The organism is Serratia sp. LSHTC3 (assembly GCF_057197125.1).
Map to the genome: position 1 here is coordinate 1014366 of NZ_JBXUNP010000001.1, position 25877 is coordinate 1040242.

Here is a 25877-nt window from a genome sequence, read left to right on the forward strand (position 1 = left end):
GACAAACCTTATACCCTTGCCGGGTTGGCAGAGAGCACCAAATAAAAAACAAGGAAAATCAATTTATTGATTTTCGGCCGCTCACCACAAAGGGGGAAAAACCACGCTTTTTCCCCCTGTGTCAACAGTCTGACGCGGGAGGTTTATCCCGCGTCCTACCCCCAAATACCCCGCCTTGCCTCCCTCCTGCCCACCTTTATCTCTATATTCTGTTTTACTCGTTTTAATTCAATCAATTAACTTAATTTTTCACACCTATACTTTGGTGGTATTTCTCAGCCGACGCGCGCGGTGCCTCCCGCTTTCTCTTGATCGCAATCAATTTGCCGCCTCTTGGCCGTCAGTAGGCTGGCGGCAGATTGAGCATGTCTTCTTATAACGACAAGAGCCTTCAGGAGCATTCCGGATGAGCAAATTTTTAGACCGTTTCCGCTATTTCAAGCAGTTGGCGGAGCCTTTTTCTGGCGATCACGGCCAGACCTTGAACACCAACCGCGACTGGGAAGACGGCTACCGCAGCCGTTGGCAGCACGACAAAGTGGTGCGTTCCACCCACGGCGTGAACTGCACCGGTTCCTGCAGTTGGAAGATCTACGTGAAGAATGGTCTGGTGACCTGGGAAACCCAGCAAACCGACTATCCGCGCACCCGCCCCGATCTGCCCAACCATGAACCGCGCGGCTGCCCGCGCGGCGCCAGCTACTCCTGGTACCTGTACAGCGCCAACCGGCTGAAATACCCGCTGATGCGCAAGCGCCTGCTCAAGCTGTGGCGCGAAGCGAAAGCGCAGCACAGCGATCCGGTCGAAGCCTGGGGCTCTATCGTCGGCGATGCGGAAAAAGCCAAGAGCTACAAGGTGGCGCGCGGCCGCGGCGGTTTCGTCCGCTCCAGCTGGCAGGAGGTCAATGAACTGATCGCCGCCGCCAACGTCTACACCGCCAAAACCTTCGGCCCGGACCGCATTATCGGCTTCTCGCCGATCCCGGCGATGTCGATGGTGTCCTACGCCGCCGGCGCCCGCTACCTGTCGCTGATCGGCGGCGCCTGCCTGAGCTTCTACGACTGGTATTGCGATTTGCCGCCGGCTTCGCCGATGACCTGGGGCGAGCAGACCGACGTGCCGGAGTCCGCCGACTGGTATAACTCTTCTTACATTATCGCCTGGGGCTCCAACGTGCCGCAAACGCGCACCCCGGACGCCCACTTCTTTACCGAAGTGCGCTACAAGGGCACCAAAACCGTGGCGGTGACGCCGGACTATGCCGAAGTCGCCAAGCTGTGCGACCACTGGCTGAATCCGAAGCAGGGCACCGACAGCGCGATGGCGCTGGCGATGGGCCACGTGATGCTGAAAGAGTTCCATCTCGATCGCGAAGTTGGCTACTTCCGCGACTATGTGCGTCGCTATACCGACATGCCGATGCTGGTGCTGCTCGAGCCGCGTGAAGGCGGCCACTACGCCGCCGGCCGCCTGTTGCGCGCCGCCGATCTGGTGGACGGGCTGGGCCAGGAAAACAACCCCGAATGGAAAACCGTCGCTATCGACAGCCGCAGCGGCGAGCTGGTGGCGCCGCAGGGCTCCATCGGCTTCCGCTGGGGCGAGAAGGGCAAGTGGAACCTGGAGCAGCGCGAAGGCAAGTCGCAACAGGAAGTCGAGCTGCAACTCAGCCTGTTGGGCATGCATGACGACGTTGCCGAGGTGGGTTTCCCGTACTTCGGCGGCGCCGACAGCGAGCATTTCAACAGCGTGGCGCTGGACGAGATCCTGCTGCACAAACTGCCGGTGAAACGCCTGCAGTTGGCGGACGGCAGCGAAGCGCTGGTGACCAGCGTGTACGATCTGACGCTGGCTAACTACGGCCTGGAGCGCGGGTTGGGCGACGCCAACTGCGCCGCCGACTATGACGAGGTCAAGGCTTACAGCCCGGCCTGGGCCGAGCAGATCACCGGCGTGTCGCGCCATAACATCATCCGCATTGCCCGCGAATTCGCGCAAAACGCCGAGAAGACCCACGGCCGTTCGATGATCATCGTCGGCGCCGGCGTCAACCACTGGTATCACATGGACATGACCTACCGCGGCCTGATCAATATGCTGATCTTCTGCGGTTGCGTCGGCCAGAGCGGCGGCGGCTGGGCGCACTACGTCGGCCAGGAAAAACTGCGGCCGCAAACCGGCTGGCTGCCGCTGGCGTTCGGCCTCGACTGGCAACGCCCGCCGCGCCATATGAACAGCACCTCGTTCTTCTACAACCATTCCAGCCAATGGCGCTATGAAACCGTCGGCGCCGATGAGCTGCTGTCGCCGCTGGCGGACAAATCGCGCTTCGGCGGCAGCCTGATCGACTTCAACGTGCGCGCGGAGCGCATGGGCTGGCTGCCGTCGGCGCCGCAGCTGGGCGCTAACCCGTTGCGCCTGGCGGAGCAGGCCCGCGCCGCCGGCCAATCGCCGGTCGAGTTCACCGTCGACAGCCTGAAGAGCGGCGCGCTGGGCTTTGCCGCCGAGCAGCCGGACAATCCGCAGAACTTCCCGCGCAACCTGTTCGTCTGGCGCTCCAACCTGCTGGGCTCTTCCGGCAAGGGTCATGAATACATGCTCAAATACCTGTTGGGCACCGAGAACGGCATCCAGGGGAAAGATCTCGGCCAGCAGGGCGGCGTGAAGCCGCAGGAAGTGGAATGGCGCGAGCAGGGCGGCGAAGGCAAGCTGGATCTGGTGGTGACGCTCGATTTCCGCATGTCGAGCACCTGCCTGTATTCCGACGTGGTGCTGCCGACCGCCACCTGGTACGAAAAAGACGACATGAACACCTCCGACATGCACCCGTTCATTCATCCGCTGTCGGCGGCGGTCGATCCGGCCTGGGATTCGAAGAGCGACTGGGAAATCTACAAGGGCATCGCCAAAGCCTTCTCCGAGGTGTGCGTCGGCCATCTGGGCCAGGAAACCGACGTGGTGACCTTGCCTATTCAGCACGACTCCGCCGCCGAGCTGGCGCAGCCTTACGGCGTGCAGGACTGGAAGAAAGGCGAGTGCGAACTGATCCCCGGCAAAACCGCGCCGCACATCATCGCGGTGGAGCGCGATTATCCGGCCACCTACGAGCGTTTTACCTCCCTGGGGCCGTTGATGGACAAACTGGGCAACGGCGGCAAGGGCATCAGCTGGAACACCCAGACCGAGGTCGATTTCCTCAAGCAGCTGAACTACGTCAAGGCCGACGGCCCGGCGGCGGGGCGGCCGAAGATCGAGAGCGCGATAGACGCGGCGGAAGTGATCCTGTCGCTGGCGCCGGAAACCAACGGCCAGGTGGCGGTGAAAGCCTGGGAAGCGCTGAGCAACGTCACCGGCCGCGATCACCGGCATCTGGCGCTGAACAAGGAAGACGAGAAAATTCGCTTCCGCGACATTCAGGCGCAGCCGCGCAAAATCATCTCCAGCCCAACCTGGTCCGGCCTGGAAGACGAACATGTCTCCTATAACGCCTGCTACACCAACGTGCACGAGCTGATCCCGTGGCGCACCCTCAGCGGCCGTCAGCAACTGTATCAGGATCACGAGTGGATGCGCGCCTTCGGCGAAAGCCTGCTGGCGTACAGGCCGCCGATCGACACCCGCGCCGCGCAGCCGCTGCTCAACAGCAAGCCGAACGGCAACAAGGAGAAGGCGCTGAACTTCCTGACGCCGCACCAGAAGTGGGGTATCCACTCCACCTACAGCGACAACCTGCTGATGCTGACGCTGTCGCGCGGCGGGCCGATCGTCTGGCTGAGCGAAGACGACGCCAAAGATCTGGGCATCGCGGACAACGACTGGATCGAGGCCTTCAACGCCAACGGCGCGCTGACGGCGCGCGCGGTGGTCAGCCAGCGTATCCCGGCCGGCATGACCATGATGTACCACGCACAGGAGCGCATCGTGAATCTGCCGGGCTCGGAGATCACCAGCCAACGCGGCGGCATCCACAACTCGGTGACCCGCGCCTGTCCGAAGCCGACCCACATGATCGGCGGCTATGCGCAGTTGGCCTACGGCTTCAACTACTACGGCACCGTCGGTTCCAACCGCGACGAGTTCGTGGTGGTGCGCAAGATGAACCGTATTGATTGGTTGGACGATGAAGGCAACGACTACGCGCAGGGCAGTCAGCAGGAGAACCACAAATGAAAATTCGTTCGCAAGTCGGCATGGTGCTGAATCTGGACAAGTGCATCGGTTGCCACACCTGTTCGGTCACCTGCAAGAACGTCTGGACCAGCCGCGAAGGCATGGAATACGCCTGGTTCAACAACGTGGAAAGCAAACCCGGCGTCGGCTATCCGCACGCCTGGGAAGATCAGGAAAAATGGAAGGGCGGCTGGATCCGTAAAATCAACGGCAAGCTGGAGCCGCGCATGGGCAACCGCGTCGGCGTGCTGGCGAAAATCTTCGCCAACCCGGACGTGCCGGCGCTGGACGACTACTACGAGCCGTTCGATTACGACTACCAGCATCTGCACACAGCCAAACAGGGCAAACACCAGCCGGTAGCACGCCCGCGCTCGCTGATCACCGGCCAGCGCATGAACAAGATCGAAAGCGGCCCGAACTGGGAGGAGATCCTCGGCGGGGAATTCGAAAAACGCTCGCAGGATAAAAATTTCGACAACCTGCAGAAGGCGATGTACGGCCAGTTCGAAAACACCTTCATGATGTACCTGCCGCGCCTGTGCGAGCACTGCCTCAACCCGGCCTGCGTCGCCACCTGCCCGAGCGGGGCGATCTACAAGCGCGGCGAAGACGGCATTGTTCTGATCGACCAGGACAAGTGCCGCGGCTGGCGCATGTGCCTGACCGGCTGCCCGTACAAGAAAATCTACTTCAACTGGAAGAGCGGCAAGTCCGAGAAGTGCATCTTCTGCTACCCGCGCATCGAAGCCGGGCAGCCGACGGTGTGTTCGGAAACCTGCGTCGGCCGCATTCGCTACCTCGGCGTGCTGCTGTACGACGCCGATCGCATCGAGCAGGCGGCGGCGGTGGAGAGCGACAAGGATCTGTACCAGAGCCAGCTCGATATCTTCCTCGATCCGCATGATCCGAAGGTGATTGCCCAGGCGCTGGCGGACGGCGTGCCGCAGGGCGTCATTGAAGCCGCTCAGCAGTCGCCGGTGTACAAAATGGCGATGGACTGGAAGCTGGCGCTGCCGCTGCATCCGGAATACCGCACGCTGCCGATGGTGTGGTACGTGCCGCCATTGTCGCCGATTCAGTCCGCCGCCGATGCCGGCGAACTGGCGCACAGCGGCGTATTGCCGGACGTCGAGAGCCTGCGCATCCCGGTGCAGTATCTGGCGAACCTGCTGACCGCCGGCGATACCGAACCTGTGCTGTTGGCGCTGAAGCGCATGCTGGCGATGCGCCATTACAAACGGGCGGAAACCGTCGACGGCGTGGTCGACACCAGCGCGCTGGAGCAGGTTGGGTTAAGCGAAGCGCAGGCGCAGGAAATGTATCGCTACCTGGCGATCGCCAACTATGAAGATCGCTTCGTGGTGCCGTCGAGCCACCGCGAGCTGGCGCGCGAAGCCTTCCCGGAAAGCAAAGGCTGCGGCTTCAGCTTCGGCGACGGTTGCCATGGCAGCGACGGCAAGTTCAACCTGTTCAACAGCCGCCGCATTGACGCCATCGACGTGACCGCGAAAACCGCGCGGCCGGAGGACGCCTCATGATCAGCCTGAAAGTGATCGCCCGCCTGCTGGATTACCCGGAGCAGGCGCTGTTTGACCATCAGCAGGCGCTGATCGAAGCATTGGAGCCGGCCAGCGAGCTGGATCTGCGCCACAGCGCGCAGCTGATTCTGTTTATCCGCCGCCTGTGTGCGCGCCCGTTGCTGGACGCGCAGGCCGATTATTGCGAACTGTTCGATCGCGGCCGCGCCACTTCGCTGCTGCTGTTTGAACACGTGCACGGCGAATCGCGCGATCGCGGCCAGGCGATGGTTGACCTGATGGCGCAGTACCGAGCCGCCGGGCTGGAGATCGACAGCCGCGAGCTGCCGGATTTCCTGCCACTGTATCTGGAGTATCTGGCCAGCCGCAGCGCGGCGCAGGCGCGGGAAGGGCTGCAGGACATTGCGCCGATCCTGGCGCTGTTGGGCGCGCGCTTGCAGCAGCGCGAAAGCCCGTATGCGGTGCTGTTCGATCTGCTGTTGGCGCTGTCCGGCAGCGATGCGCAGGCGCAGGCGCTGAAGACGCAGGTGGCGCAAGAGGCGCGCGACGATACGCCGCAGGCGCTGGATGCGGTATGGGAAGAGGAGCAGGTCAAATTTCTCGGCGAGCAGGGCTGCGCCTCCGCCCAGCAGACGGTGCACCAGCGGCGCTTCGCCGGCGCGGTGGCGCCACAGTATCTGGACCTGACGGATGCGTTAACCGGAACCAAAGGACGCTAATCATGCAATTTTTGAATCAGTTCTTCTTCGACATCTACCCTTATCTGGCCGGCGCGGTGTTCCTGATCGGCAGCTGGCTGCGCTACGACTACGGGCAATACAGCTGGCGCGCCGGCTCCAGCCAGATGCTGGATAAAAAAGGCATGCGGCTGGCGTCCAACCTGTTCCACATCGGCATTATCGGCATCTTCGCGGGCCATTTCCTCGGCATGCTGACGCCGCACTGGATGTATGAGGCCTTTCTGCCGATCGACGTGAAGCAGAAGCTGGCGATGATCGCCGGCGGCGCCTGCGGCCTGATGACGCTGATCGGCGGCGCGCTGTTGCTCAAACGCCGGTTGGCCAACCCGCGGGTGCGCGCCACCAGCAGCTTCGCCGACATCCTGATCCTGACGTTGCTGGTGGTGCAGGTGTGTCTCGGCCTGCTGACCATTCCGTTCTCCGCCCAGCATATGGACGGCAGCGAAATGATGAAGCTGGTGGCCTGGGCGCAGGCGGTGGTGACCTTCCACGCCGGCGCTTCTGCGCACCTGGAAGGGGTGGCGCTTATCTTCAAGCTGCACATGGTGCTGGGCATGACGCTGTTCGTGCTGTTCCCGTTCTGCCGCCTGGTGCATATCTGGAGTGCGCCGGTAGAGTACCTGACACGCCGTTACCAGCTGGTGCGCAACCGCCGCTGAGTCTGACCCCGCCGCCGCCGCTGATCGCCAGCGGCGGCGCTATTCCGATAATTCGCCCGCCGTCTGCCCATTCTCCCCGCCTTGTCGTAAACTGAATATCTCAGTCATGTTACGCTTATGCTTGCGCCGACGGACGTCGGCCCGTGGTAGCCGATAACAAGAGATACCGCCTTGATGAAAGGCATTTTGGGACATAAAAACCGGGGATGATCCGCGTGGCCTTCGCGTCGTGCGGGAGAATCGCTTTATGGATAGTCAGGTTAATCAATAACAATAATGACCACACAATTTCGCTCACCCGAGCTGCTGCCTCTGAAAATCATCGCCACCGGGGCCGCGTTGCCGCCTAACCGCGTGGCGTCCTCTGCGCTCGACGCTCGGCTGGGGAAACCGGCCGGCTACGTTGAAAAACGCTCGGGCATCGTTTACCGCTATCACGCCGCCGACGATGCCAGCCAGGCCGAACTCGCCGCCGCCGCGCTGCAAGATGCGCTGGCTCGCCGCGCCATTCCGGCAGACTCGATCGATCTGCTGATCTCCGCCTCGGCGATTTCGGTGCAGGCGCTGCCGTGCACCGCCGCGCATATTCTCAAGGTGGCGGGACTGGCGCCGGGCACGCCGGGCTTCGACATCAACAGCAGCTGCGTCAGCTTTATCTCTGCGCTGCAGGTGGCGGCGGGGCTGCTGAACGCCGGAACGTATCGACGCATCGCCATCGTCTCGGCGGATCTCGCTTCACGCGGCATCGACTGGCAGCACGAAGAGTCGTCGCTGATCTTCGGCGACGGCGCGGCCTGCGCCATCGTGGAGCGCGGCGACGGCGCCAGCGGCATCCTCGCCAGCCTGGTGGAAACCTACCCCGCCGGCAGCGAACTGTGCGAGATCCGCGCCGGCGGCACGCGTCGCAACCCGCGCGCCGGCATGTGCGAGCAAGACTTCCTGTTTCATATGCAGGGCAAGCCGCTGTTCCGCCAGGCGTCGGCGCTGATTGAGGGTTACCTCGATCGGCTGCTGAGCGCCAGCGGCCTGACCCTGGGGCAGATCGCCACCGTGGTGCCGCATCAGGCCAGCCATCTGTCGCTCGAACATATGCGCAAACGGCTGCACGTCTCCAGCGAGGCGCTGGTGGATATCTACCGCCATCATGGCAATCAGGTGGCGGCGTCCATCCCGACGGCGCTGCATGCCGCCGTGACCACCGGGCGCTTCAACCCCGGCCAGCCGGTGATGCTGATCGGCACCGCCGCCGGGCTGGCGCTGGCCGGCATGGTGTTGCTGCCATGAGGGTGCTGGTCACCGGGGCGACCAGCGGGCTGGGACGCAACGCGGCGCAGTGGCTGCTGGAGGCCGGACATCAGGTGCGCGCCACCGGCCGCGACGAGCGGGCCGGCGCAGCGTTGTGTCGGCTGGGCGCCGAGTTTTGTGCGCTCGATCTGGCGCAGGCCACGCCGCAGCAGTGCCGGCAGCTCGTCACCGACTGCGAGTGGGTGTGGCACTGTGCGGCCAAGTCTTCACCCTGGGGCGGCAAAGCGGAGTTTCACCGCATCAACGCCGCGGCGACGGAGAGGCTGGCGGAGGCGGCGGGGCGCTGCGGCGTGCGGCGCTTTGTGCATATCTCCACGCCGGCAATCTACTTCGATTTTCAGCCGCATTACGATCTTGACGAAGGTTACCGCGCCCGGCGCTTCGCCAATCACTATGCCGCCAGCAAGTATGCGGCTGAACAACGCCTGTTGGCGCAGGCGAAGATCTACCCGCAAACCACCTACATTATGCTGCGGCCGCGCGGCCTGTTTGGCCCGCACGATCGGGTGATCGTGCCGCGGCTGTTGCAGCAGCTCGAACGCGATCGCGGCGTGCTGCGGCTGCCCGGCGGCGGGCAAGCGCTGCTGGACCTGACCTTCGCCCCCAACGTGGTGCACGCGATGGACCTGGCCAGCCGGCAGCGCGGGTTGCCGTCCGGCACCGTTTACAACATTACCAATCACCAGCCGCAGCGGCTGGCGGAGATGCTGGATGCGCTGCTGCGTCAGGAACTGGGGCTGCGCTACCGGCTGCAGGCCGTGCCCTATCCGTTGCTGCATACGCTGGCCGGCGGCATGGAGCTGTGGGCGACGCTGAGCGGCAAGGAACCGCTGCTGACGCGCTACAGCGTGGCGGCGGTGCATTTTGACATGACGCTGAGCCAGACCCGTGCGATCGAAGAGCTGGGCTATCAGCCGCGTTATTCGATGGAAGAGGGCATTCGCCTGACCGGCGAGTGGTTGCGGCGGCAAGGAGGCGGACAGCATGGCTAAGGTCACCGTGTTTGAAGTGGGCTATTGCACGCATATCGGCTGCATGGCGCTGCGCGGCGCCGGGTTCCGGGTATGCAAATTCCCGGCGCGCGCCTATCTGCTGGAGGTGGGGGAGCGCCGCTGGCTGTGGGATACCGGCTACGCGCATTATTTTCAGCAGCACACGCAGTCGGGGGTGTTCAGCCTTTATCGCCGCATGACGCCGGTCTATTTCGATCCCGCCGAGTCGTTGGCGCATCAGCTGCGCGCCGCCGGTTACGCCGAGGGGGATATTCAGGCGCTGATCGTCTCGCATTTTCACGCCGATCACATCGCCGGGCTGCAGGATTTCAGCCAACTCGACTTTATTTGCTCCGGCGAAGGCTGGCAGCAAACCCGCGGGCTGCGCGGTTTCGCGGCGCTGAAGCGCGCCTTTATTCCCGGTCTGATCCCGGCAGATTTCGAGAGCAACCTGCAGTTTATGGAAGCTTTTCCCTCGGTGGCGTTGCCTGCGCTGCTGGCGCCGTTCGAGCGCGGCTATGCGCTGCCGGGCAGCGAAGGGCAGATCGTGCTGGTGCCGCTGCCGGGGCATGCGGCCGGCCATATCGGCGCCTTTATTCTCACCGACGCCGGCTGGACGCTGCTGGCCAGCGACGCCGCCTGGTCGCCGAAGAGTTACCAGACGCTGCGCGGGCCTTCGCGCTTGGCCAATCTGGTGATGGACGACGCGGTGGCGTACACCCGCACGCTGGAGCGGCTCAACCAGCTGTGGGCGGGCGGCCAGGTCAACATTTTGCTGTGCCACGAGGGGGACCTGTGATCCCGTTCATGACCCTTTGGCACTATTTCCGCGCCCGGCGCCTGCGCTTTGGCGATCGTGCGGCGCTGGAGGCGCATCAGGCCCGGCAGCTCGCGGGCTTTGCCCGTCGGGTGCTGAGCAAGAGCCCCTATTTTCAAGGCTTCAGCCGCCGGCCGTTCGCCGAATGGCCGCAGATGGACAAGGCGCTGATGATGGCGCAGTTCGACCGGATGAACACCGCCGGGCTGCAGCGCGATGCGGTGCTGGCCTGCGCGCAGCGCAGCGAGGCGGATCGCGATTTCACGCCGAAGATCGGGCGCTACAGCGTTGGATTGTCGTCCGGCACCTCCGGGCAGCGCGGCGTGTTTGTCGTCAGCCCGCGCGAACAGCAGGTGTGGGCCGGCGGCATGCTGGCGAAGATGCTGCCGGACGGTCTGTTGGCCGGCGAGCGCGTTGCGCTGTTTCTGCGGGCGGACAATAATCTCTATCACAGCGTGAACAACCGTTGGCTGAGCCTGGCGTTTTACGATCTGCTGGCACCGTTCAGCGAGCATTTGCCCGCATTGGAACGGCAGGCGCCCAGCATCATCGTGGCCCCGGCGCAGGTGCTGCGCGCCTTGGCGCTGGCGGTGCTGGCCGGGCAGGTGAGGTTGCCGGTCAAAAAAGCGATCTCGGTGGCCGAGGTGCTTGAAGAGCAGGACCGCCGCCTGCTGCTGCAGGTATTTCCGGTGGTCGGCGAAGTGTATCAGGCCACCGAAGGATTTCTTGCCGCGACCTGCGCGCACGGTACGCTGCATCTGAACGAAGAGTTTTTGCATATCGAACCTCAGTGGATCGACGAACTGCGTTTTACGCCGTTGATCACCGACTTTACCCGCAGCACGCAGCCGATCGTGCGTTATCGGCTGGATGATGTGTTGGTGCTGCGCAAGGAACCCTGCCCGTGCGGGCAGCCGACGCGGGCGATCGCCCGTATCGAGGGGCGGCGCGACGATCAACTGATGCTGCCCGATGCGCAGCGGCAACCGCAGGCGGTGTTCGCCGATGCCTGCAGCCGAACGATCGCCAATGCGTTGCCGCTGAGCAGCGATTACCGCCTGATCCAGCGCGGCGAACGGCGGTTGGAATTGATTGCCGATTGCAGCCCGGCGGCGTTGGCGCATTGTCAGGCGCAGCTGATCGCGCTGTTCGCTCGCCAGGGCATCGCCACCGAGCGCCTCGAATGGCGGTTGACGGCGCAGGCGGTGCTGCCGCAGTTCGATCGCAAGCGGCGGCGCATCGTGCGCCAGGCGGAGGTAGCATGAAAAATACGCTGTTCAGACTAGGGCACATGTTGCTCGGCTGGGGGACGGTCGGGGTGGTGTATAGTCTGACCGATCGCCTGCAGGGGGCGGGAACCCTGTTGCCGCCGTCGGCGCTTGACCGGGCGATCCCGTTCAGCCCCACGGCCATATGGCTCTACCTGTCGTTCTTCCTCATTGTCCCGGCGGGCTATCTGCTGGCGCCGCTGCCGCGGATCACATGGCTGACGCGGGCGATGCAGCTCACCGCGCTGGGCGCCGGGGCGGTTTACCTGCTGTGGCCGACCACCATGGCCTATCCGCAGAACGATGGCGTCGGGATCAGCGCGCAGCTGCTGGCGGCGTTAACCCAGGTGGATTCGCCGCAGAACTGCCTGCCTTCGTTGCATATGGCGCTGACGGTGCTGGCGGTGTGGGCGCTGAGCGACGGCGAGCGCAAAGTGCGCACGGCGCTGTGGATGCTGTGGGGCGCGGCGATCGCGTTCTCGATTCTGCAACTGCGCCGCCATTTGTTTGTCGATTTGGCCGGCGGCGCGCTGCTGGCGCTGTTCGCCGGCTGGCTGGCCCTGCGTATGAACACCCTGCGCCGGCGCGTGGTTAAAGGAGAAATGGGATGAGCGATCTGGCATTGCCGATAGTGTTCATGCTGTTCATCGTGGTGGCCGAGGCGGTGGCGCTGCAGTGGGGGCGTCGCGAGCCGGTCAACTGGCACGATCTGGTGTTCAACCTGAACTCCGGCCATATCATGCTGTGGCTGTTCCGCGGGTTGGAGATCACCTGCTACGGCTACGTGGCCGCGCATTTCAGCCTGGGGCTGCTGGACGCCTGGCCGCCGCTGTTGATGTGGCTGTTCGCCCTGCTGGCGTGGGACTTCGGTTTCTACTGGCTGCACCGTCTGCACCATCGTTTCCGCCTGCTGTGGGCGGTGCACGTGGTGCACCATCAGGGCGAGCATTTCAATCTGTCGCTGGGGGTGCGCAACTCCTGGTATTCGTCGTTGACGTCGATCCCGTTCTTTTTGCTGCTGGCGCTGGCGGGCGTGCCGCTGTCGGTGTTTGTTGCGGTCTCTATTTTTCACTACAGCATCCAGCTGTTTAATCACAACGCGCTGACGCCGAAGCTTGGCGTGCTGGAAAAAATCCTGGTCACGCCGGCGCATCACCGGGTGCATCACGTCAAGGATATGGCCTATTCCAATAAGAACTTCGGCGGCAGCTTTATCTTCTGGGACAAGCTGTTCGGCACCTTCTGCCCGGCATTGCCGAGCACGCCGTTCAGCTATGGCGTCGGCGGCGACAGGCCGTCCGCCAACCCGTTCTGGGCGAGCAATCTGCCGTTCCTGCGCTATTTCCGTCTGGCCTGGCGCCCGGCGCCGGGCCGGCCACGCGACCGCCGTTCGGCGCTCAGCGTATTCAGCGGCGCCATGCTGTTGTTCTCGCTGGTGGTCGGTTACGTCTACCAATACGGTTACGGCTACGGCGACATCAACTGGCCGCAAATGGCGCTGCTGGTGTTGCTGGCGTTGGGCTCGGTGGCGCTGGGCGGCATGACGGAAGGGCGACCTTGGGCGAGCGCCGTCTGGTTGCTGGTCGCGCTGGGCATGCCGCTGCTGTTTATCGGCTATCTCGGTTGGCCGCAGCGCTATTGGCATATCGCCATGGCCGCCGTGGCGTTGCATGCCCTGTGCGTCGCGCTGGGCTGGGGACGGGTGGCCGCACCGGCCGCCGTGGAGGAACCGCATGGCTGAATCATTGCCGCCGCTGCGTTTTCCCGCCGATGGCGAACAGGCCTTCCACCGCGATCTTAAGCGCGCGGCCCACGCCTGTCTGGCGGGCGATCATCGCTATGCCGATGCCGCGCGGTTGGCCAAGGCCGCGCTGTTGCTGGCGTTGTGCGTCGGGTTTTACGCATTGAGCCTGCTGCAGCATCAGCCCTGGGCGTTTTTCCTCTGCTATTTCCTGTTCGTGACTATGGGCATGCTGCTTAACGTCAACGTCAACCACGATGCTTCGCATAACGCTTTCCTGCGTGCGCCCTGGGCCAATCGGCTGGTGGGGCGGTTGGTGACGCTGCCGCTGGGCGTCGATCCGGACTACTGGCGCACGCGGCATGTGGATTACCACCACGTTTACGCCAACGTCGAACACTACGATCTGGATACCGAAGAGAACGGTTTTTTCCGCCAGACACCGTTCCAGCGCTGGCGACCGCATATGCGTTATCAGCATCTGTACTGGCCGCTGATCGCCGCGCTCTCCTTGCCTTACATCGCGTGGATTTTCGATTGGTCCGATCGGCTCGATAAAACGCCGCTGCGGGAAAAACGCGTGCTGGCGGGACGCGGCGGTTGGACGCTGTTCGTGCTGTGCAAGCTCGCGCATCTGGCGCTGGTGCTGGTGGCGCCGCTGGTCGTGGGCCACTTGCACGGCATCGGCTGGGGCTGGGTGCTGCTGGCCTACGCGCTCAGCCAGATGTGCGCCTCGCTGCTGGTGGTGTTCTTGCTGCTGGGCACCCATTGGGCGCAGGCCGAGTTTTACCCGGCGCCGACGGGCGACAGCATGCCGCAAGGCTGGTATCGGCACAATTTCGCCACCGCCTGCGACTGGCAGCCCGAACCGCGCTGGCTGGAGCATCTGACCGGCGGGCTGAACTATCACCTGACCCATCACCTGTTTCCCGGCTGGAATCATCGCCATTACCCGGCGCTGGCCGCGGCGGTGGCAGAGGTGGCGCAGCGGCACGGCATGGCGTATCGCTGCATCGGCTATCGCGAACTGCTGGCGCAACAACAGCGCTTCTTACGCCTTATGGGGCAGCCGTGAAACCGCTGCGTCCGTTAGCCTATCGGCGCGACGACAGCGGGTTGCACCGCGCGCTGATGCAGGCCGCCCAGCATTATCTGGCGGCCAACGGCGATCACCGTTTCGCCGACGGCGGCATGCTGGCGAAGGTCGCGCTGCTGCTGGCGCTGTGCGGCCTGTGTTACGGGCTGAGCCTGCAACAGCAGAACGGCTGGGCGTTTTTCGCCTGCTATTTCGGTTTTATCTTTATCGGCATGTTCCTGACGGTAAACGTGGTGCACGACGCCTCGCACAACGCATTTTTCCGTCGCCCCTGGGCCAACCGCGGGTTGAACGCCCTGGTGAGCGTGCCGCTGGGGTTGGATCCCGACTGCTGGCGCGTGCGGCACGTGCTGTTCCATCATGCCCATAACAATATCGAACATTACGATCCCGACATCGACGCCAACGGCGTGCTGCGGCAAACGCCGTTCCAGCGCTGGCGGCCCTTTATGCGCGCGCAGCGTTACTATTGGCCGCTGGTGGCGGCGCTGACTTTTCCGTACTACATCTGGCTGTTCGATTGGCTGGACAGGGCGGGCCGCACCCGCGTGGCGGCGCGCATGGCGCAGCAGGGCGTGCGTGGCTGGATCGGGTTTCTGGCGGGGAAGGCGGCGCACCTGCTGCTGGCGCTGGCGATCCCGTGCTGGCTGCTGCCGCCGGCTATCGGCATCGGGCAAATCCTGCTGGTCTATTTGCTGAGCCAGATGCTTTCTTCACTGCTGTTCGTGATGCTCATCATCGGCACCCACTGGGCCAAGGCCAACTTCTACCAGGCGCCAGAACAAGGCGCAATGCCGCACGGCTGGTATCATCATGTGTTCGCCACTACCTTCGACTGGCTGACCCGGCCGCGCTGGCTGGGGTACTGGCTCGGCGGGGCGAACCTGCATTTGACGCATCATCTGTTCCCGCACTGGAGCCACCGCCATTACCCGGCGCTGAGCCGCATTATCGGCGAGGTGGCGCCGCGTTTCGGCATCGACTACCGCCTGCTGGAGTTGGAGGAGCTGTTGCGCCTGCAGCAGCGTTTCCTCAGCGCGATGGGGCGCAAGCCGCACTAGCGTTGCATGCGGGTTATGCGAGGTGTTACGCAGTTCACTAATTGAACGACATTTACCCTTCCAGTAGACTTTCCCCCTGTGAATCAACGACCACAGGAGGTGGAGTATGCGGAGTTTACCGATTCGGTTATCGAACAAAATTGATGATGATCTGAACGATATCGCCCGGCGTCACGGGATGGAAAAAACCGAGGTAATCAAAATGGCGTTTGCACTGATCGCCATTGCCGATAAGTACTGGATGAAGCAGGATGGTACGTGTCTAGGCATCGTACGAGAGAATGGCGAACAGCTTGAAGCGGTGGGACGGGTCGTGGAGATCTTCCCATGAGCATCGAAAGCCGTAATCTGCGCGATGAAGCCAGCCAGGTTTATCTGGAGCAGGTGTTGGTCTTCGACGAAATGGAGCGGCTGCGCCTGGCGCGCCAGGTACTGTGCGGGATATTTGCGGTCAGCGTGGGCGTATTCGCCGCCCACGCGTATTGGGACAAAAACGAAGCGCTCGGTCAAGTGTTCGAGCTGGTGAAGATCGGCGCCTTGCCGCTGGTCACGCTGGTGGTCTCTTTTTACTTTCCCAACAGCGCGTCCAGATAAGGCGCCGCGTTAATGCGACTTCATGCCCGCCGCGGTCATCAGCAGGCGGAACAGCGAGGCGACCACGAACAGCCCCAGCACGCTGGCGCTCCAGATGATCACCAGCCAACCGATGCGTTTCCACCAGGGCGCCGGAGCGACGGCTGCCGTTTTATCTTGCATAGCGTCCTCCCTCCTCAGTGATAGCCGTGCTCATGGCTGATCTTGCCGCGGAACACGTAGTAGCTCCAGAAGGTGTAGACCAGGATGATCGGGATGATGAACAGCGCGCCCACCAGCATAAAGCCGAGGCTCTGCGGCGGCGCGGCGGCGTCCCACAGGCTGATGGCCGGCGGGATCAGGTGCGGCCAGATGCTGATGCCAAGCCCGCTCAGGCCGAGGAACACCAGCAACAGCGTCAGCATGAATGGCGAGTAGTGCGCGCCGCGTTTCACCCCGCGCTGAATGCCCCAGGCGCTGAGCAGCACCAGCAGCGGCACCGGCAGCAGCCAGAACAGGTTCGGCAGCGTAAACCAGCGGGCGGCGATTTCCGGATGCGCGATCGGCGTCCAGATACTGACTGCGGCCAGCACCAGCAACAGGATCGCCAGCAGCGGCGTCGCCAGGTAATACATGCGCGCCTGCAGATCGCCGGCGGTTTTCATCACCAACCAGGTGCAACCGAGCAGGGCGTAGGTTACCACCAGCCCCAGCCCGCAGAACAGCGCGAACGGCGTCAGCCAGTCCAGCGCGCCGCCGGCGTAGGTGCGGCCTTCGACCGGGAAACCGTTGATCACGGCGCCCACCACTACCCCCTGGCTGAAGGTGGCGAAGAGAGAGCCCCAGATGAACGCCTTGTCCCAGATATGGCGCTTCTGCGGCGTCGCCTTGAAGCGAAACTCGAAGGCCACGCCGCGGAAAATCAGCCCGATCAGCATCAGCGTCAGCGGGATCGCCAGCGCGTCGAGGATCACCGAGTAGGCCAGCGGGAAGGCGCCGAACAGCGCCGCACCGCCCAGCACCAGCCAGGTCTCATTGCCGTCCCACACTGGGGCGACGGTGTTCATCATCAGATCGCGATCGCCGCTCTCTTTCACCCACGGAAACAGGATGCCGATGCCCAAATCGAAACCGTCCATCACCACATACATCATGGTGCTGAACACGATGATCACAAACCAAATCAGCGGAAGATCGATACCCATGTTCAGCTCCTGTCGTCCAGAGTGTCGTTGACCGCGGACAGCGGACGCGCCGGGCGGCCCTCGGTATTGTCTTCTTGGTGCTCATGCGGCTGCGGCCCTTTGCGGATCAGGCGCATCATGTAGGAGTAGCCCACGCCGAATACCGAGCAATAGACGATGATAAACGCCAGCAGGCTGATGCTCATGTGCAGATCGCCGTGCGCGGAGACCGCATCCTTGGTGCGCAGCAGGCCATACACCACCCACGGCTGGCGGCCGATCTCGGTGGTGAACCAGCCCGCCAGCAGCGCCAGCAGTCCGGATGGGCCCATCCACAGAATGAAGTACAGGAACGGACGCGACTGATAGAGCCCGCCGCGCCAGCGCAGCCACAGGCTCCACACCCCGGCCAGGATCATCAGCATGCCCAGCCCGACCATGATGCGGAACGACCAGAACACCACGGTGGAGTTGGGGCGATCCTCCGGCGGGAAGGATTTGAGCGCCGGCACCTGCTCGGTCAGGCTGTGCGTTAGGATCAGGCTGCCGAGATAGGGCACCTCCAGCTTGAAGCGGGTCTCTTCACGCTGCATGTCCGGCCAACCGACCAGGATCAGCGGCGTGGCTTCGCCCGGCGGGTTTTCCCAGTGGCCTTCGATGGCGGCGATCTTCGCCGGCTGGTGTTTCAGCGTATTCAGGCCGTGCGCATCGCCGATCAGCGCCTGCACCGGCGCGACGATCAGCGCCATCCACATCGCCATCGACAGCATCTTGCGCATCGCCGGCGTATCGCGGCCGCGCAGCAGGTGCCAGGCGGCGGAAGCGCCGACGAAGAACGCCGAGGAGAGGAAGGCTGCGGTGGACATGTGCAGCAGGCGATACGGGAAGGACGGGTTGAAGATCACCTTCAGCCAGTCGACCGGCACCACCTGGCCGTTGATGATTTCGTGTCCCTGCGGGGTCTGCATCCAGCTGTTGGAGGCCAGGATCCAGAAGGTGGAGATCAGCGTGCCGAGCGCCACCATGCAGGTGGCGAAGAAGTGCAGCCCTGGGCCGACGCGGTTCCAGCCGAACAGCATCACGCCGAGGAAACCGGCTTCGAGGAAGAAGGCGGTCAGCACTTCATAAGTCAGCAGCGGCCCGGTAATGCTGCCGGCGAACTCGGAGAAAAAGCTCCAGTTGGTGCCGAACTGGTAGGCCATCACCAACCCGGAAACCACGCCCATGCCGAAGTTAACGGCGAAAATCTTTGACCAGAAATGGTAAAGCTCACGATAGGCTTCATTGTGCGTTTTCAACCATAATCCCTCCAGCACCGCCAGATAGCTGGCTAAGCCGATGGTGATGGCGGGGAAGATGATATGGAAAGACACGGTGAAGGCGAACTGTATTCTGGCGAGTTCCAGTGCATCAAGACCCAGCATGGCGCCTCCTAGGGTTGAACATAAATTAACCTCTTGAGTATAGCTGTCATTTTTATGTGAAAAGCTTGGCGTGAAGTTAATCACGAAGTACAGTGACTATAATAGTGACAGTTATTTTACTTTTTCATATAACAGTTAATGGTTATGACCCGATACGAGCAGCTTGCGCAACAGATTAGAGAACAGATCCAGAACCGGGTGTGGCGGGCGGGCGACAAGCTGCCTTCGCTGCGCGAGAGCGGCAAACGCGCCGGATTAAGCCTGATGACGGTGGTGCAGTCTTACCAACTGTTGGAGAGCCAGGGGTGGATCGTCGCCCGGCCGCAGTCGGGTTACTACGTGGCGGCGCGTCCGCAGCCGCTGCCTCAGCCTTCGCGCGGCGAGAAACTGTTGCTGAGCGAGCAGGTGGACATCAACGCCTTTATTTTTGACGTGCTGCAGGCCTGCAAGGATCCGGACATCGTGCCTTTCGGTTCGGCCTTTCCCGACGCCACGCTGTTCGCCCAGCCGAAGCTGGCGCGGGCGCTGAGCAGCGTAGCGCGCAAATTCACGCCGCACAGTTCGCTGGCTAACCTGCCGCCGGGCAACGACGCGCTGCGGCGGCACATTGCCCAACGTTATGCGCTGAGCGGCATGCAGGTCGCGCCGGACGAAATCGTTATCACCGCCGGGGCGATGGAGTCGCTCAGCCTCAGCCTGCAGGCGGTGACCCAACCGGGCGACTATGTGGCGATCGAGTCGCCGGCGTTTTACGGCGCGCTGCAGGCGCTGGAACGGCTGCGGCTGAAGGCGGTGGCGATCGCCACCCATCCGCAGGACGGCATCGATCTGGACGCGTTGCAGCAGGCGGTGGAGCAGTATCCGATCAAAGCCTGCTGGCTGATGACCCACTTCCAGAACCCGCAGGGCGCCACCCTGCCGGAGGCCAACAAACAGCGTCTGGTGGCGCTGCTGCGCGAGCGGCAGATCTCGCTGATCGAAGACGATGTCTACGGCGAGCTGTACTTCAGCGCCGAACGGCCGCTGCCGGCCAAGGCGCTCGACAGCGGCGGCCAGATCCTGCACTGCTCGTCGTTTTCCAAATGCCTGGCGCCGGGCTTTCGCGTTGGCTGGGTGGCGGCGGGGCGTTATGCGCAGCAGATCCAGCGTTTGCAACTGATGAGCACCGTTTCCACCAGCGTGCCGACCCAGATGGCGCTGGCGGATTATCTGCTGCACGGCGGCTACGACACCCACCTGCGGCGGTTGCGCCGCCTGCTGGCCCAGCGCCAAAGCGCGATGCGTCAGGCGATTGCCCACCATTTCCCGCCGACGGTAAAGGTCAGCCAGCCCGACGGCGGTTACTTCCTGTGGCTGGAGCTGGATCCGGCGCTGTCGTCGATGGAGTTGTACCGGCGGGCCCTTTCCCGGGGTATCAGCATCGCGCCGGGGCGCATGTTCACCACCGGCGACCATTTCAACCACTGCTTCCGTCTCAACGCCTCTTTTGAATGGAATGACCGCTTTGAAGAGGCGATCAAAACCTTAGCCAAACTTATCCGGGGGCTGGCGGCGGCCGGTTGAGCCGCGTTTTTCACGCCGCTTCGCCCCAGAAAAATTCATAATGCTTTTTTCGGCAATGGAATGCCGGTTTCGTTGTTAGACAGCCCTCCAGCCGCCCATTACTCTGCGATAAATTTTGTCACATTTTTATCAACGGGTAGACGAGGGGCAGTGGGTGAGTAGAATAAAAAACAAGCTAAACAAACTGTTGCGTTATCGGTTGACGCCGCTGGCGTTGATCTGCGCGCTGGGATTGAGCGCCGGCGCGCAGGCGGAAACGCTGGCCGAAGGCATCACGCCGGCCAGCGACGTCAGCCGGGTGCCGGCCGCCGCCAAGCTGCGCAAAGACACCGTGGTGGCGGGCATCTCGGAACCGCAGGGGATTTTCAACCCGTATCTGTTCACCAACGGCTGGGACGAGAACGTCACCGACGTGATCTTCAGCCGCCTGATCGGCCTGGACAGCCAGGGCAAGCCGGAAGGGCGTCTGGCGGAGTCCTGGCAGGTCAGCCCCGATAATCTGACCTACACCATCAAGCTGCGGCCGAATCTGGTCTACAGCGACGGCTCGCCGCTGAAGGCCGACGATATCGCCTTTACCCTGACGCTGTTGCACGATCCGGCCTATGACGGCGACACTGACATCACGCCGGCGCACATTCAGGGCGGCGCCGAGTATAAAAACGGCACCGCCGCCGGCATCAGCGGCCTGAAGGTGATCGACGATCGCACCATTCAGGTCGTCACCACGCAACCGGGCGCCACCACGCTGCAACTGATCGGCGGCCCGGTGCTGTCGCGGGCTTACTACGGCAAAGACTATCAGCGGGGCAAGCTCGACGGCGTGCGCGCCTTGAACGGCAAACCGCTCGGCAACGGCCCCTATATTTACGACAAGTACGTGCCGGGGCAGGAGATCCGCTTCCACGCCAATCCGAACTTCTACCTCGGTACGCCGCCGATGGCGCGCTTTATCTACCGCGTCACCAACCCGGCCACCAACTTCCAGCTGTTCCAGACCGGTGAGACCGACTACGACGCCTTTACCGCCAAGCCGGACGATATCGAACAGCTCAAGCTGCTCGGCTTCGCCAATATCAACCTTTACAGCTCAAGCGATTACAGCCGGGTTGATTTCAACCTCAGACGCCCGGCGCTGCAGGACAAGCGGGTGCGCCAGGCGTTGATTTACGGCCTGGATCGGCAAAAGCTGATCGCCGTGGTGTATCAGGGGTACGGCAAGGTCGCCAACCAGCCGATTTCGCCGATCTCCTGGGCCTATGACGCGAATGGCATCAATCCTTACGCTTACGATCTCGATAAGGCCAAAAAGCTGTTGGACGAGGCGGGCTGGCAGGTGGGCGCTGACGGCATCCGGCAGAAAGACGGTAAAAAGCTGGAGCTGACGCTGCTGGTGACCAAAAAGCTGATCAACGACGCGCTGGTGCCGATCGCCAAGGATAACTACCGCCGGCTCGGCGTGGTGCTGAAACCGCAGGTATTGGATTTCAACGCGCTGCTGGCGCAGCGCAAGGCGGGCAATTACGACCTGGCATCTCTCAGCACCAGCACGCTGAACGATCCGCACGACGGCGTACGCGATTTCATCAGCCGCGAGAGCGAGACCGGCTATCACAACCCGCAGGTGGACGCGCTGATCGCCAAAGCCAATGCCACGCTGGATATCGCGCAGCGTAAGCCGCTGTACCATCAGCTGTATCAGGTGCTGGCGGACGATCCGCCGGTGATCCTGCTCGGCAACCGCGAGATTTTGAGCGCCAGCAGCGCGCGCGTCACCGGCTTTAAACCGGATATCTACAACGGATTGGTCGGCAGCCTGCCGAACGTCAAACCGGCGCCGTAACGCCCTGACGCCGCCGCGCCATTCCGGGCGGCGGCGATGGAACCCGCGATGAGAAATTTTATCCTGCGTCGTCTGCTGCAGACGATCCCGATGCTGCTGTTGGCTTCCTTGCTGATTTTTTGCATTTTCGCCCTGGCGCCCGGCGATTTTATCGACGGCAACATCAATCTGACCGCGCAACGCGCCGCCGAGCTGCGGGCGCTGTACGGGCTGGATCAGCCGTTGTTCAGCCGCTATCTGCACTGGCTTGGCCGGCTGCTGCAGGGCGACCTCGGCTTTTCACTGCAGTACCAGATCCCGGTCAGCACGCTGCTGAACCAATACATCTGGAATTCGTTCCTGCTGGCGGCGGTGGCGATGGTGTTGTATTGGGGTATCGCGCTGGCGGTGGGAGTGATCTCGGCGATGAAACCCTATTCGCTGTTCGATCATCTGATCACCGTGGCGGTGTTCGCCGCCATGTCGTTTCCGACGTTCTTCCTGTGCCTGTTGCTGATCAAATGGTTCGCCGTCGATCTGCACTGGCTGCCGGCGGGCGGCATGCTGCGCACCGGCAGCGAGGCGAGCGGGCTGGCCTGGGCGCTGGAGGTGGCGGCGCACCTGCTGTTGCCGGTGCTGGCGCTGGTGATGCTGCAGGCCGGCAGCCTGACGCGCTATTTCCGCGCCAGCATGCTGGAGGTGATCCGCATGGACTATATTCGCACCGCGCGCGCCAAAGGGCTCAGGGAGAAAACGGTGATCCTCAAACACGCGCTGCGCAATGCGCTATTGCCGATCATCACCCTGCTGGGGTTCGAGCTGCCGGGATTGTTCTCCGGCGCACTGATCACCGAAAAAATCTTCAACTGGCCGGGCGCCGGACACATCCATATCGATTCGCTGGCGGCGCGTGATTACCCGGTATTGATGGGGTTCACGCTGTTTCTGGCCGCCTTGACCATTCTCGGCAATCTGCTGGCGGACATTCTGTACGCCTACGCCGATCCACGCATTCGCTTGAGGTAACACGATGTTGGCTACGTTGTTTTTCGGCCGCCGTCGCCGCTGGCGCCAGGCGCAACTGCCGGCGCTGGCGCAACTGTCGCCACCGCCCGCGGCGCAGGCCTGGCGGCGGCTGCGCCGCCACCGGCCGGCGATGATTTCGCTGGCGTTGCTGGTGCTGTTGGCGTTGCTGTGCCTGATTGGGCCGTCGTTGTCGCCGTGGCGCGACGATGCCGGCGATGTGCTGAATATCAATCAGGCGCCGAGCGGCGCGCACTGGTTGGGCACCGACTTTCTCGGCCGCGATATCTGCACCCGGCTGCTGCTGGCGGGGCGGATATCGCTGACCATCGGCCTGGTGTCGATGTTGCTGTCGGTGACGCTGGGCTACGTGCTGGGGGCGCTTTCCGGTTATCTGGGCGGCGTGGTGGACCGGCTGATCATGCGCTTCGCCGATCTGCTGATGACCATTCCCGGCCTGCCGCTGTTGATCATCATGGGCGCGATGCTGACCGAACTCGACGTGTCGCCGGATTACCGCATCTACATGGTGATGATCATGCTGAGCCTGTTGGGATGGCCGTCATTGGCGCGGCTGGTGCGCGGCCAGATCCTGTCGCTGCGCGAGCGGGATTTCATGCTGGCCACCGAGGTGCTGGGTCTCTCCACTCGGCGACGCCTCTTCGGCCATCTGCTGCCCAACACCGTACCGATTCTGGTGGTGGTGGCCACCATGGCGGTGGCCAACGCCATTCTCAGCGAATCGGCGCTGAGTTACCTCGGGCTGGGCGTGGTGCCGCCGACGCCGTCGTGGGGCAACATGATGGACGCCGCCAACAGCCTGATCGACTTTCAGCGCCGGCCCTGGCTGTGGATGCCGCCCGGGCTGGCGATCTTCGTCACCGTGGTGGCGATCAATATCCTGGGCGACGGACTGCGGGACGCGCTCGATCCGAAAATGAACGGAGTAACACGATGAGTCAACCGCTGGTGGCGTTCGACCGACTGTCGGTGTCGTTTCAGGGCGAGCAGGGGCCGGTGCGGGCGGTGCAGCAGCTCAGCCTGGAACTGCAGGCCGGGCAAACGCTGGGGATCGTCGGCGAATCGGGCTGCGGCAAAAGCGTAACCGCCATGGCGCTGATGGGGCTGTTGCCGCGGCCGCTGGCGCAGGTAGACGGCGGCGAGATTCGTTTTGAAGGGCAAAACCTGCTGTCGCTGCAGGCGGCGCAGATGGCCGATTTGCGCGGCAACCGGCTGGCGATGATCTTTCAGGAGCCGATGAGCGCGCTCAATCCGGTGCTGACGCTCGGCGAACAGCTGCTGGAGCCGCTGATTCGTCATCTGGCCCTGTCGCCGAAAGCGGCCTGGCGTCAGGCGGTGCAACTGCTGGAGGAAGTGGGATTGGCGCGCGCGGAGGCGCTGATGCGCTGCTACCCGCACCAGCTTTCCGGCGGCATGCTGCAGCGCGTGATGATCGCCATGGCGATAGGGTGCCGGCCGGCGCTGCTGATCGCCGATGAACCGACCACGGCGCTCGACGTCACGGTACAGGCGCAAATCCTGGCGTTGCTGCGCGAGCAGAGCCGGCGACACAATATGGCGATGATCTTGATCACCCACGATCTTGGGGTGATCGCACAAATGGCGGATCGGCTGGCGGTGATGTACGCCGGGCGCGTCGTCGAGCAGGGAACGACGCGGGAAGTGCTGGCCGAACCGCGGCACCCTTATACTCAGGGGCTGATCGCCTCGCGGCCGGTGCCGGGGCAGCGGCGTCGCCGTTTGTACTCCATTCCCGGCCAGGTGCCGGATCTGGCGCGGCTGCCTGAACACTGTGCGTTTGCCGAGCGCTGCGCGCAGGCCACCGCGCGCTGCCGCGACGGCATCCCGCCGTTGTACGGGACTCAGCAGCGCCAATCCGCCTGCTTCCTCAACGCCGGAGGGCGCCTGCATGTCGACTGAACCCCTGGTGGAAGTGAAAGGATTAAAGAAATATTTCCCGCTGCGCGACGGGCTGTTCGGGCGAACCACCGGCCAACTGAAGGCGGTGGACGACGTCAGCTTCAGCATTCGCAAGGGCCGCGTTTTCGGGCTGGTGGGCGAGTCCGGCAGTGGCAAAACCACCGTCGGCCGCACGCTGCTCGGCCTGCACGATAAAACCGCCGGCGAGGTGATGTTCAAAGGGCAGGCGCTGGATAGCCTCAGCAAAGACGCGCTGCGCGCCCTGCGGCCGAAAATGCAGCTGGTGTTTCAGGATCCGTACAGCTCGCTGAATCCGCGTCTGCGCGTGGGCGACGCCATCGGCGAAGCGCTGTTGCAGCATGGCCTGGCAAGCAAGGCGGAACTGCGCGAACGGGTGCTCGATACCCTGGCGATCTGCGGGCTGTCGCCGCAGCATTACGGGCGGTTTCCCCATGAGTTTTCCGGCGGCCAGCGGCAGCGCGTCGGCATCGCGCGCGCGCTGATCCTGCAACCGGAATTTATCGTCGCCGATGAACCGATATCGGCGCTCGACGTGTCGATTCAGGCGCAGATCATCAATCTGTTTTCCGATTTGCAGGAAAGGCAGGGGGTGACGCTGCTGTTTATTTCGCACGATCTCGGCGTGGTGGAGCATCTGTGCCAGGACGTGGCGGTGATGTATCTGGGGCAGATCGTCGAGAGCGCCGACCGCGATTCGCTGTTTCGCCAACCGCTGCATCCCTACACGCAGGCCTTGTTGGCGGCGGTGCCGACGCTGGATGCGCACCGTTCGCCGGCGTGGGTGGCCGGGGGCGAAGCGCCCAATCCCGCCAACCCGCCGCGCGGCTGCCGTTTCCATCCCCGCTGTCCGCTGGCCACGGCGCAATGCCGTGAACAGGCGCCGCATCTGCGCAGCGTGGCGCCCGGCCATCAGGTGGCTTGCCACGTGGTTGGCTAGC

Annotated in this window: 23 protein-coding genes; 20 read left to right on the plus strand and 3 right to left on the minus strand. The window is 63.3% G+C overall.

Annotation, left to right across the window (positions count from 1 at the left end):
* The first annotated feature begins 406 nt into the window (after positions 1-406).
* From AC2CGI_RS04835 to AC2CGI_RS04900, 14 genes are all read left to right on the plus strand, one after another.
* Positions 407-4168 (plus strand): nitrate reductase subunit alpha, encoded by a 3762-nt coding sequence (locus AC2CGI_RS04835; RefSeq protein ID WP_015378193.1) that lies wholly within the window; start codon positions 407-409, stop codon positions 4166-4168.
* The gene (narH, locus tag AC2CGI_RS04840; protein ID WP_021504019.1) at positions 4165-5709 is read left to right on the plus strand and encodes a nitrate reductase subunit beta; all 1545 of its coding nucleotides are present in this window, start codon (positions 4165-4167) and stop codon (positions 5707-5709) included. The genes AC2CGI_RS04835 and narH overlap by 4 nt, the downstream gene beginning before the upstream one ends.
* Positions 5706-6428: a nitrate reductase molybdenum cofactor assembly chaperone gene (gene narJ / locus AC2CGI_RS04845; protein WP_015378191.1), complete on the plus strand. Its 723-nt coding sequence runs from the start codon at positions 5706-5708 to the stop codon at positions 6426-6428. Before narH ends, narJ begins: the two co-directional genes overlap by 4 nt.
* Before the next feature lie 2 nt (positions 6429-6430).
* Positions 6431-7108, plus strand: coding sequence for a respiratory nitrate reductase subunit gamma (gene narI / locus AC2CGI_RS04850; protein ID WP_015378190.1), 678 nt, complete (start codon positions 6431-6433; stop codon positions 7106-7108).
* 276 nt (positions 7109-7384) lie between these two features.
* On the plus strand, positions 7385-8392 hold the full coding sequence (locus AC2CGI_RS04855) for a 3-oxoacyl-[acyl-carrier-protein] synthase III C-terminal domain-containing protein (protein ID WP_021504017.1): 1008 nt from the start codon (positions 7385-7387) through the stop codon (positions 8390-8392).
* Positions 8389-9405 (plus strand): NAD-dependent epimerase/dehydratase family protein, encoded by a 1017-nt coding sequence (locus AC2CGI_RS04860; RefSeq protein ID WP_075684704.1) that lies wholly within the window; start codon positions 8389-8391, stop codon positions 9403-9405. Before AC2CGI_RS04855 ends, AC2CGI_RS04860 begins: the two co-directional genes overlap by 4 nt.
* Complete coding sequence (locus AC2CGI_RS04865; protein WP_015378188.1) at positions 9398-10204, plus strand: MBL fold metallo-hydrolase; 807 nt, start codon at positions 9398-9400, stop codon at positions 10202-10204. Before AC2CGI_RS04860 ends, AC2CGI_RS04865 begins: the two co-directional genes overlap by 8 nt.
* On the plus strand, positions 10201-11487 hold the full coding sequence (locus tag AC2CGI_RS04870; protein ID WP_076740744.1) for a F390 synthetase-related protein: 1287 nt from the start codon (positions 10201-10203) through the stop codon (positions 11485-11487). The genes AC2CGI_RS04865 and AC2CGI_RS04870 overlap by 4 nt, the downstream gene beginning before the upstream one ends.
* The gene (locus AC2CGI_RS04875; RefSeq protein WP_015378186.1) at positions 11484-12101 is read left to right on the plus strand and encodes a phosphatase PAP2 family protein; all 618 of its coding nucleotides are present in this window, start codon (positions 11484-11486) and stop codon (positions 12099-12101) included. Before AC2CGI_RS04870 ends, AC2CGI_RS04875 begins: the two co-directional genes overlap by 4 nt.
* Positions 12098-13231 (plus strand): sterol desaturase family protein, encoded by a 1134-nt coding sequence (locus tag AC2CGI_RS04880; RefSeq protein WP_015378185.1) that lies wholly within the window; start codon positions 12098-12100, stop codon positions 13229-13231. The genes AC2CGI_RS04875 and AC2CGI_RS04880 overlap by 4 nt, the downstream gene beginning before the upstream one ends.
* Positions 13224-14306, plus strand: a complete 1083-nt coding sequence (locus AC2CGI_RS04885; protein WP_075684706.1) for a fatty acid desaturase family protein — start codon at positions 13224-13226, stop codon at positions 14304-14306. Before AC2CGI_RS04880 ends, AC2CGI_RS04885 begins: the two co-directional genes overlap by 8 nt.
* On the plus strand, positions 14303-15388 hold the full coding sequence (locus AC2CGI_RS04890) for an acyl-CoA desaturase (protein WP_015378183.1): 1086 nt from the start codon (positions 14303-14305) through the stop codon (positions 15386-15388). The genes AC2CGI_RS04885 and AC2CGI_RS04890 overlap by 4 nt, the downstream gene beginning before the upstream one ends.
* Positions 15389-15494: 106 nt before the next feature.
* The gene (locus AC2CGI_RS04895) at positions 15495-15719 is read left to right on the plus strand and encodes a hypothetical protein (RefSeq protein ID WP_015378182.1); all 225 of its coding nucleotides are present in this window, start codon (positions 15495-15497) and stop codon (positions 15717-15719) included.
* The gene (locus AC2CGI_RS04900; protein WP_015378181.1) at positions 15716-15982 is read left to right on the plus strand and encodes a hypothetical protein; all 267 of its coding nucleotides are present in this window, start codon (positions 15716-15718) and stop codon (positions 15980-15982) included. The genes AC2CGI_RS04895 and AC2CGI_RS04900 overlap by 4 nt, the downstream gene beginning before the upstream one ends.
* Before the next feature lie 9 nt (positions 15983-15991).
* Here AC2CGI_RS04900 and AC2CGI_RS04905 read toward each other — a convergent pair whose 3' ends face one another.
* Genes AC2CGI_RS04905 through AC2CGI_RS04915 form a run of 3 tightly spaced genes read right to left on the minus strand, consistent with a single transcriptional unit; the run spans position 15992 to position 18569 of the window.
* Entirely contained in the window at positions 15992-16144 is a 153-nt protein-coding gene (locus AC2CGI_RS04905) for a DUF2474 domain-containing protein (protein WP_015378180.1), read from the minus strand.
* A 14-nt stretch (positions 16145-16158) separates the two neighbouring features.
* Positions 16159-17166, minus strand: coding sequence for a cytochrome d ubiquinol oxidase subunit II (gene cydB, locus AC2CGI_RS04910; protein ID WP_004934617.1), 1008 nt, complete (start codon positions 17164-17166; stop codon positions 16159-16161).
* 2 nt (positions 17167-17168) lie between these two features.
* Positions 17169-18569, minus strand: a complete 1401-nt coding sequence (locus AC2CGI_RS04915) for a cytochrome ubiquinol oxidase subunit I (protein ID WP_004934615.1) — start codon at positions 18567-18569, stop codon at positions 17169-17171.
* Positions 18570-18713: 144 nt separating this feature from the next.
* Here AC2CGI_RS04915 and AC2CGI_RS04920 point away from each other — a divergent pair, with 144 nt between their 5' ends.
* From AC2CGI_RS04920 to AC2CGI_RS04945, 6 genes are all read left to right on the plus strand, one after another.
* Positions 18714-20132, plus strand: coding sequence for an aminotransferase-like domain-containing protein (locus AC2CGI_RS04920; RefSeq protein ID WP_004934613.1), 1419 nt, complete (start codon positions 18714-18716; stop codon positions 20130-20132).
* 187 nt (positions 20133-20319) lie between these two features.
* Positions 20320-21975: an ABC transporter substrate-binding protein gene (locus AC2CGI_RS04925; RefSeq protein WP_484593940.1), complete on the plus strand. Its 1656-nt coding sequence runs from the start codon at positions 20320-20322 to the stop codon at positions 21973-21975.
* Positions 21976-22023: 48 nt separating this feature from the next.
* Positions 22024-22980 carry an ABC transporter permease gene (locus AC2CGI_RS04930; RefSeq protein WP_004934604.1) on the plus strand — a complete coding sequence of 319 codons (957 nt, stop codon included), beginning with the start codon at positions 22024-22026 and terminating at the stop codon, positions 22978-22980.
* A gap of 4 nt (positions 22981-22984) precedes the next feature.
* Positions 22985-23935 (plus strand): oligopeptide ABC transporter permease, encoded by a 951-nt coding sequence (opp4C, locus tag AC2CGI_RS04935; protein ID WP_076740746.1) that lies wholly within the window; start codon positions 22985-22987, stop codon positions 23933-23935.
* Positions 23932-24918, plus strand: a complete 987-nt coding sequence (locus AC2CGI_RS04940; RefSeq protein ID WP_076740747.1) for an ABC transporter ATP-binding protein — start codon at positions 23932-23934, stop codon at positions 24916-24918. The genes opp4C and AC2CGI_RS04940 overlap by 4 nt, the downstream gene beginning before the upstream one ends.
* Complete coding sequence (locus AC2CGI_RS04945) at positions 24908-25876, plus strand: ABC transporter ATP-binding protein (RefSeq protein WP_015378177.1); 969 nt, start codon at positions 24908-24910, stop codon at positions 25874-25876. The genes AC2CGI_RS04940 and AC2CGI_RS04945 overlap by 11 nt, the downstream gene beginning before the upstream one ends.
* The last annotated feature ends 1 nt before the right edge of the window (position 25877 follow it).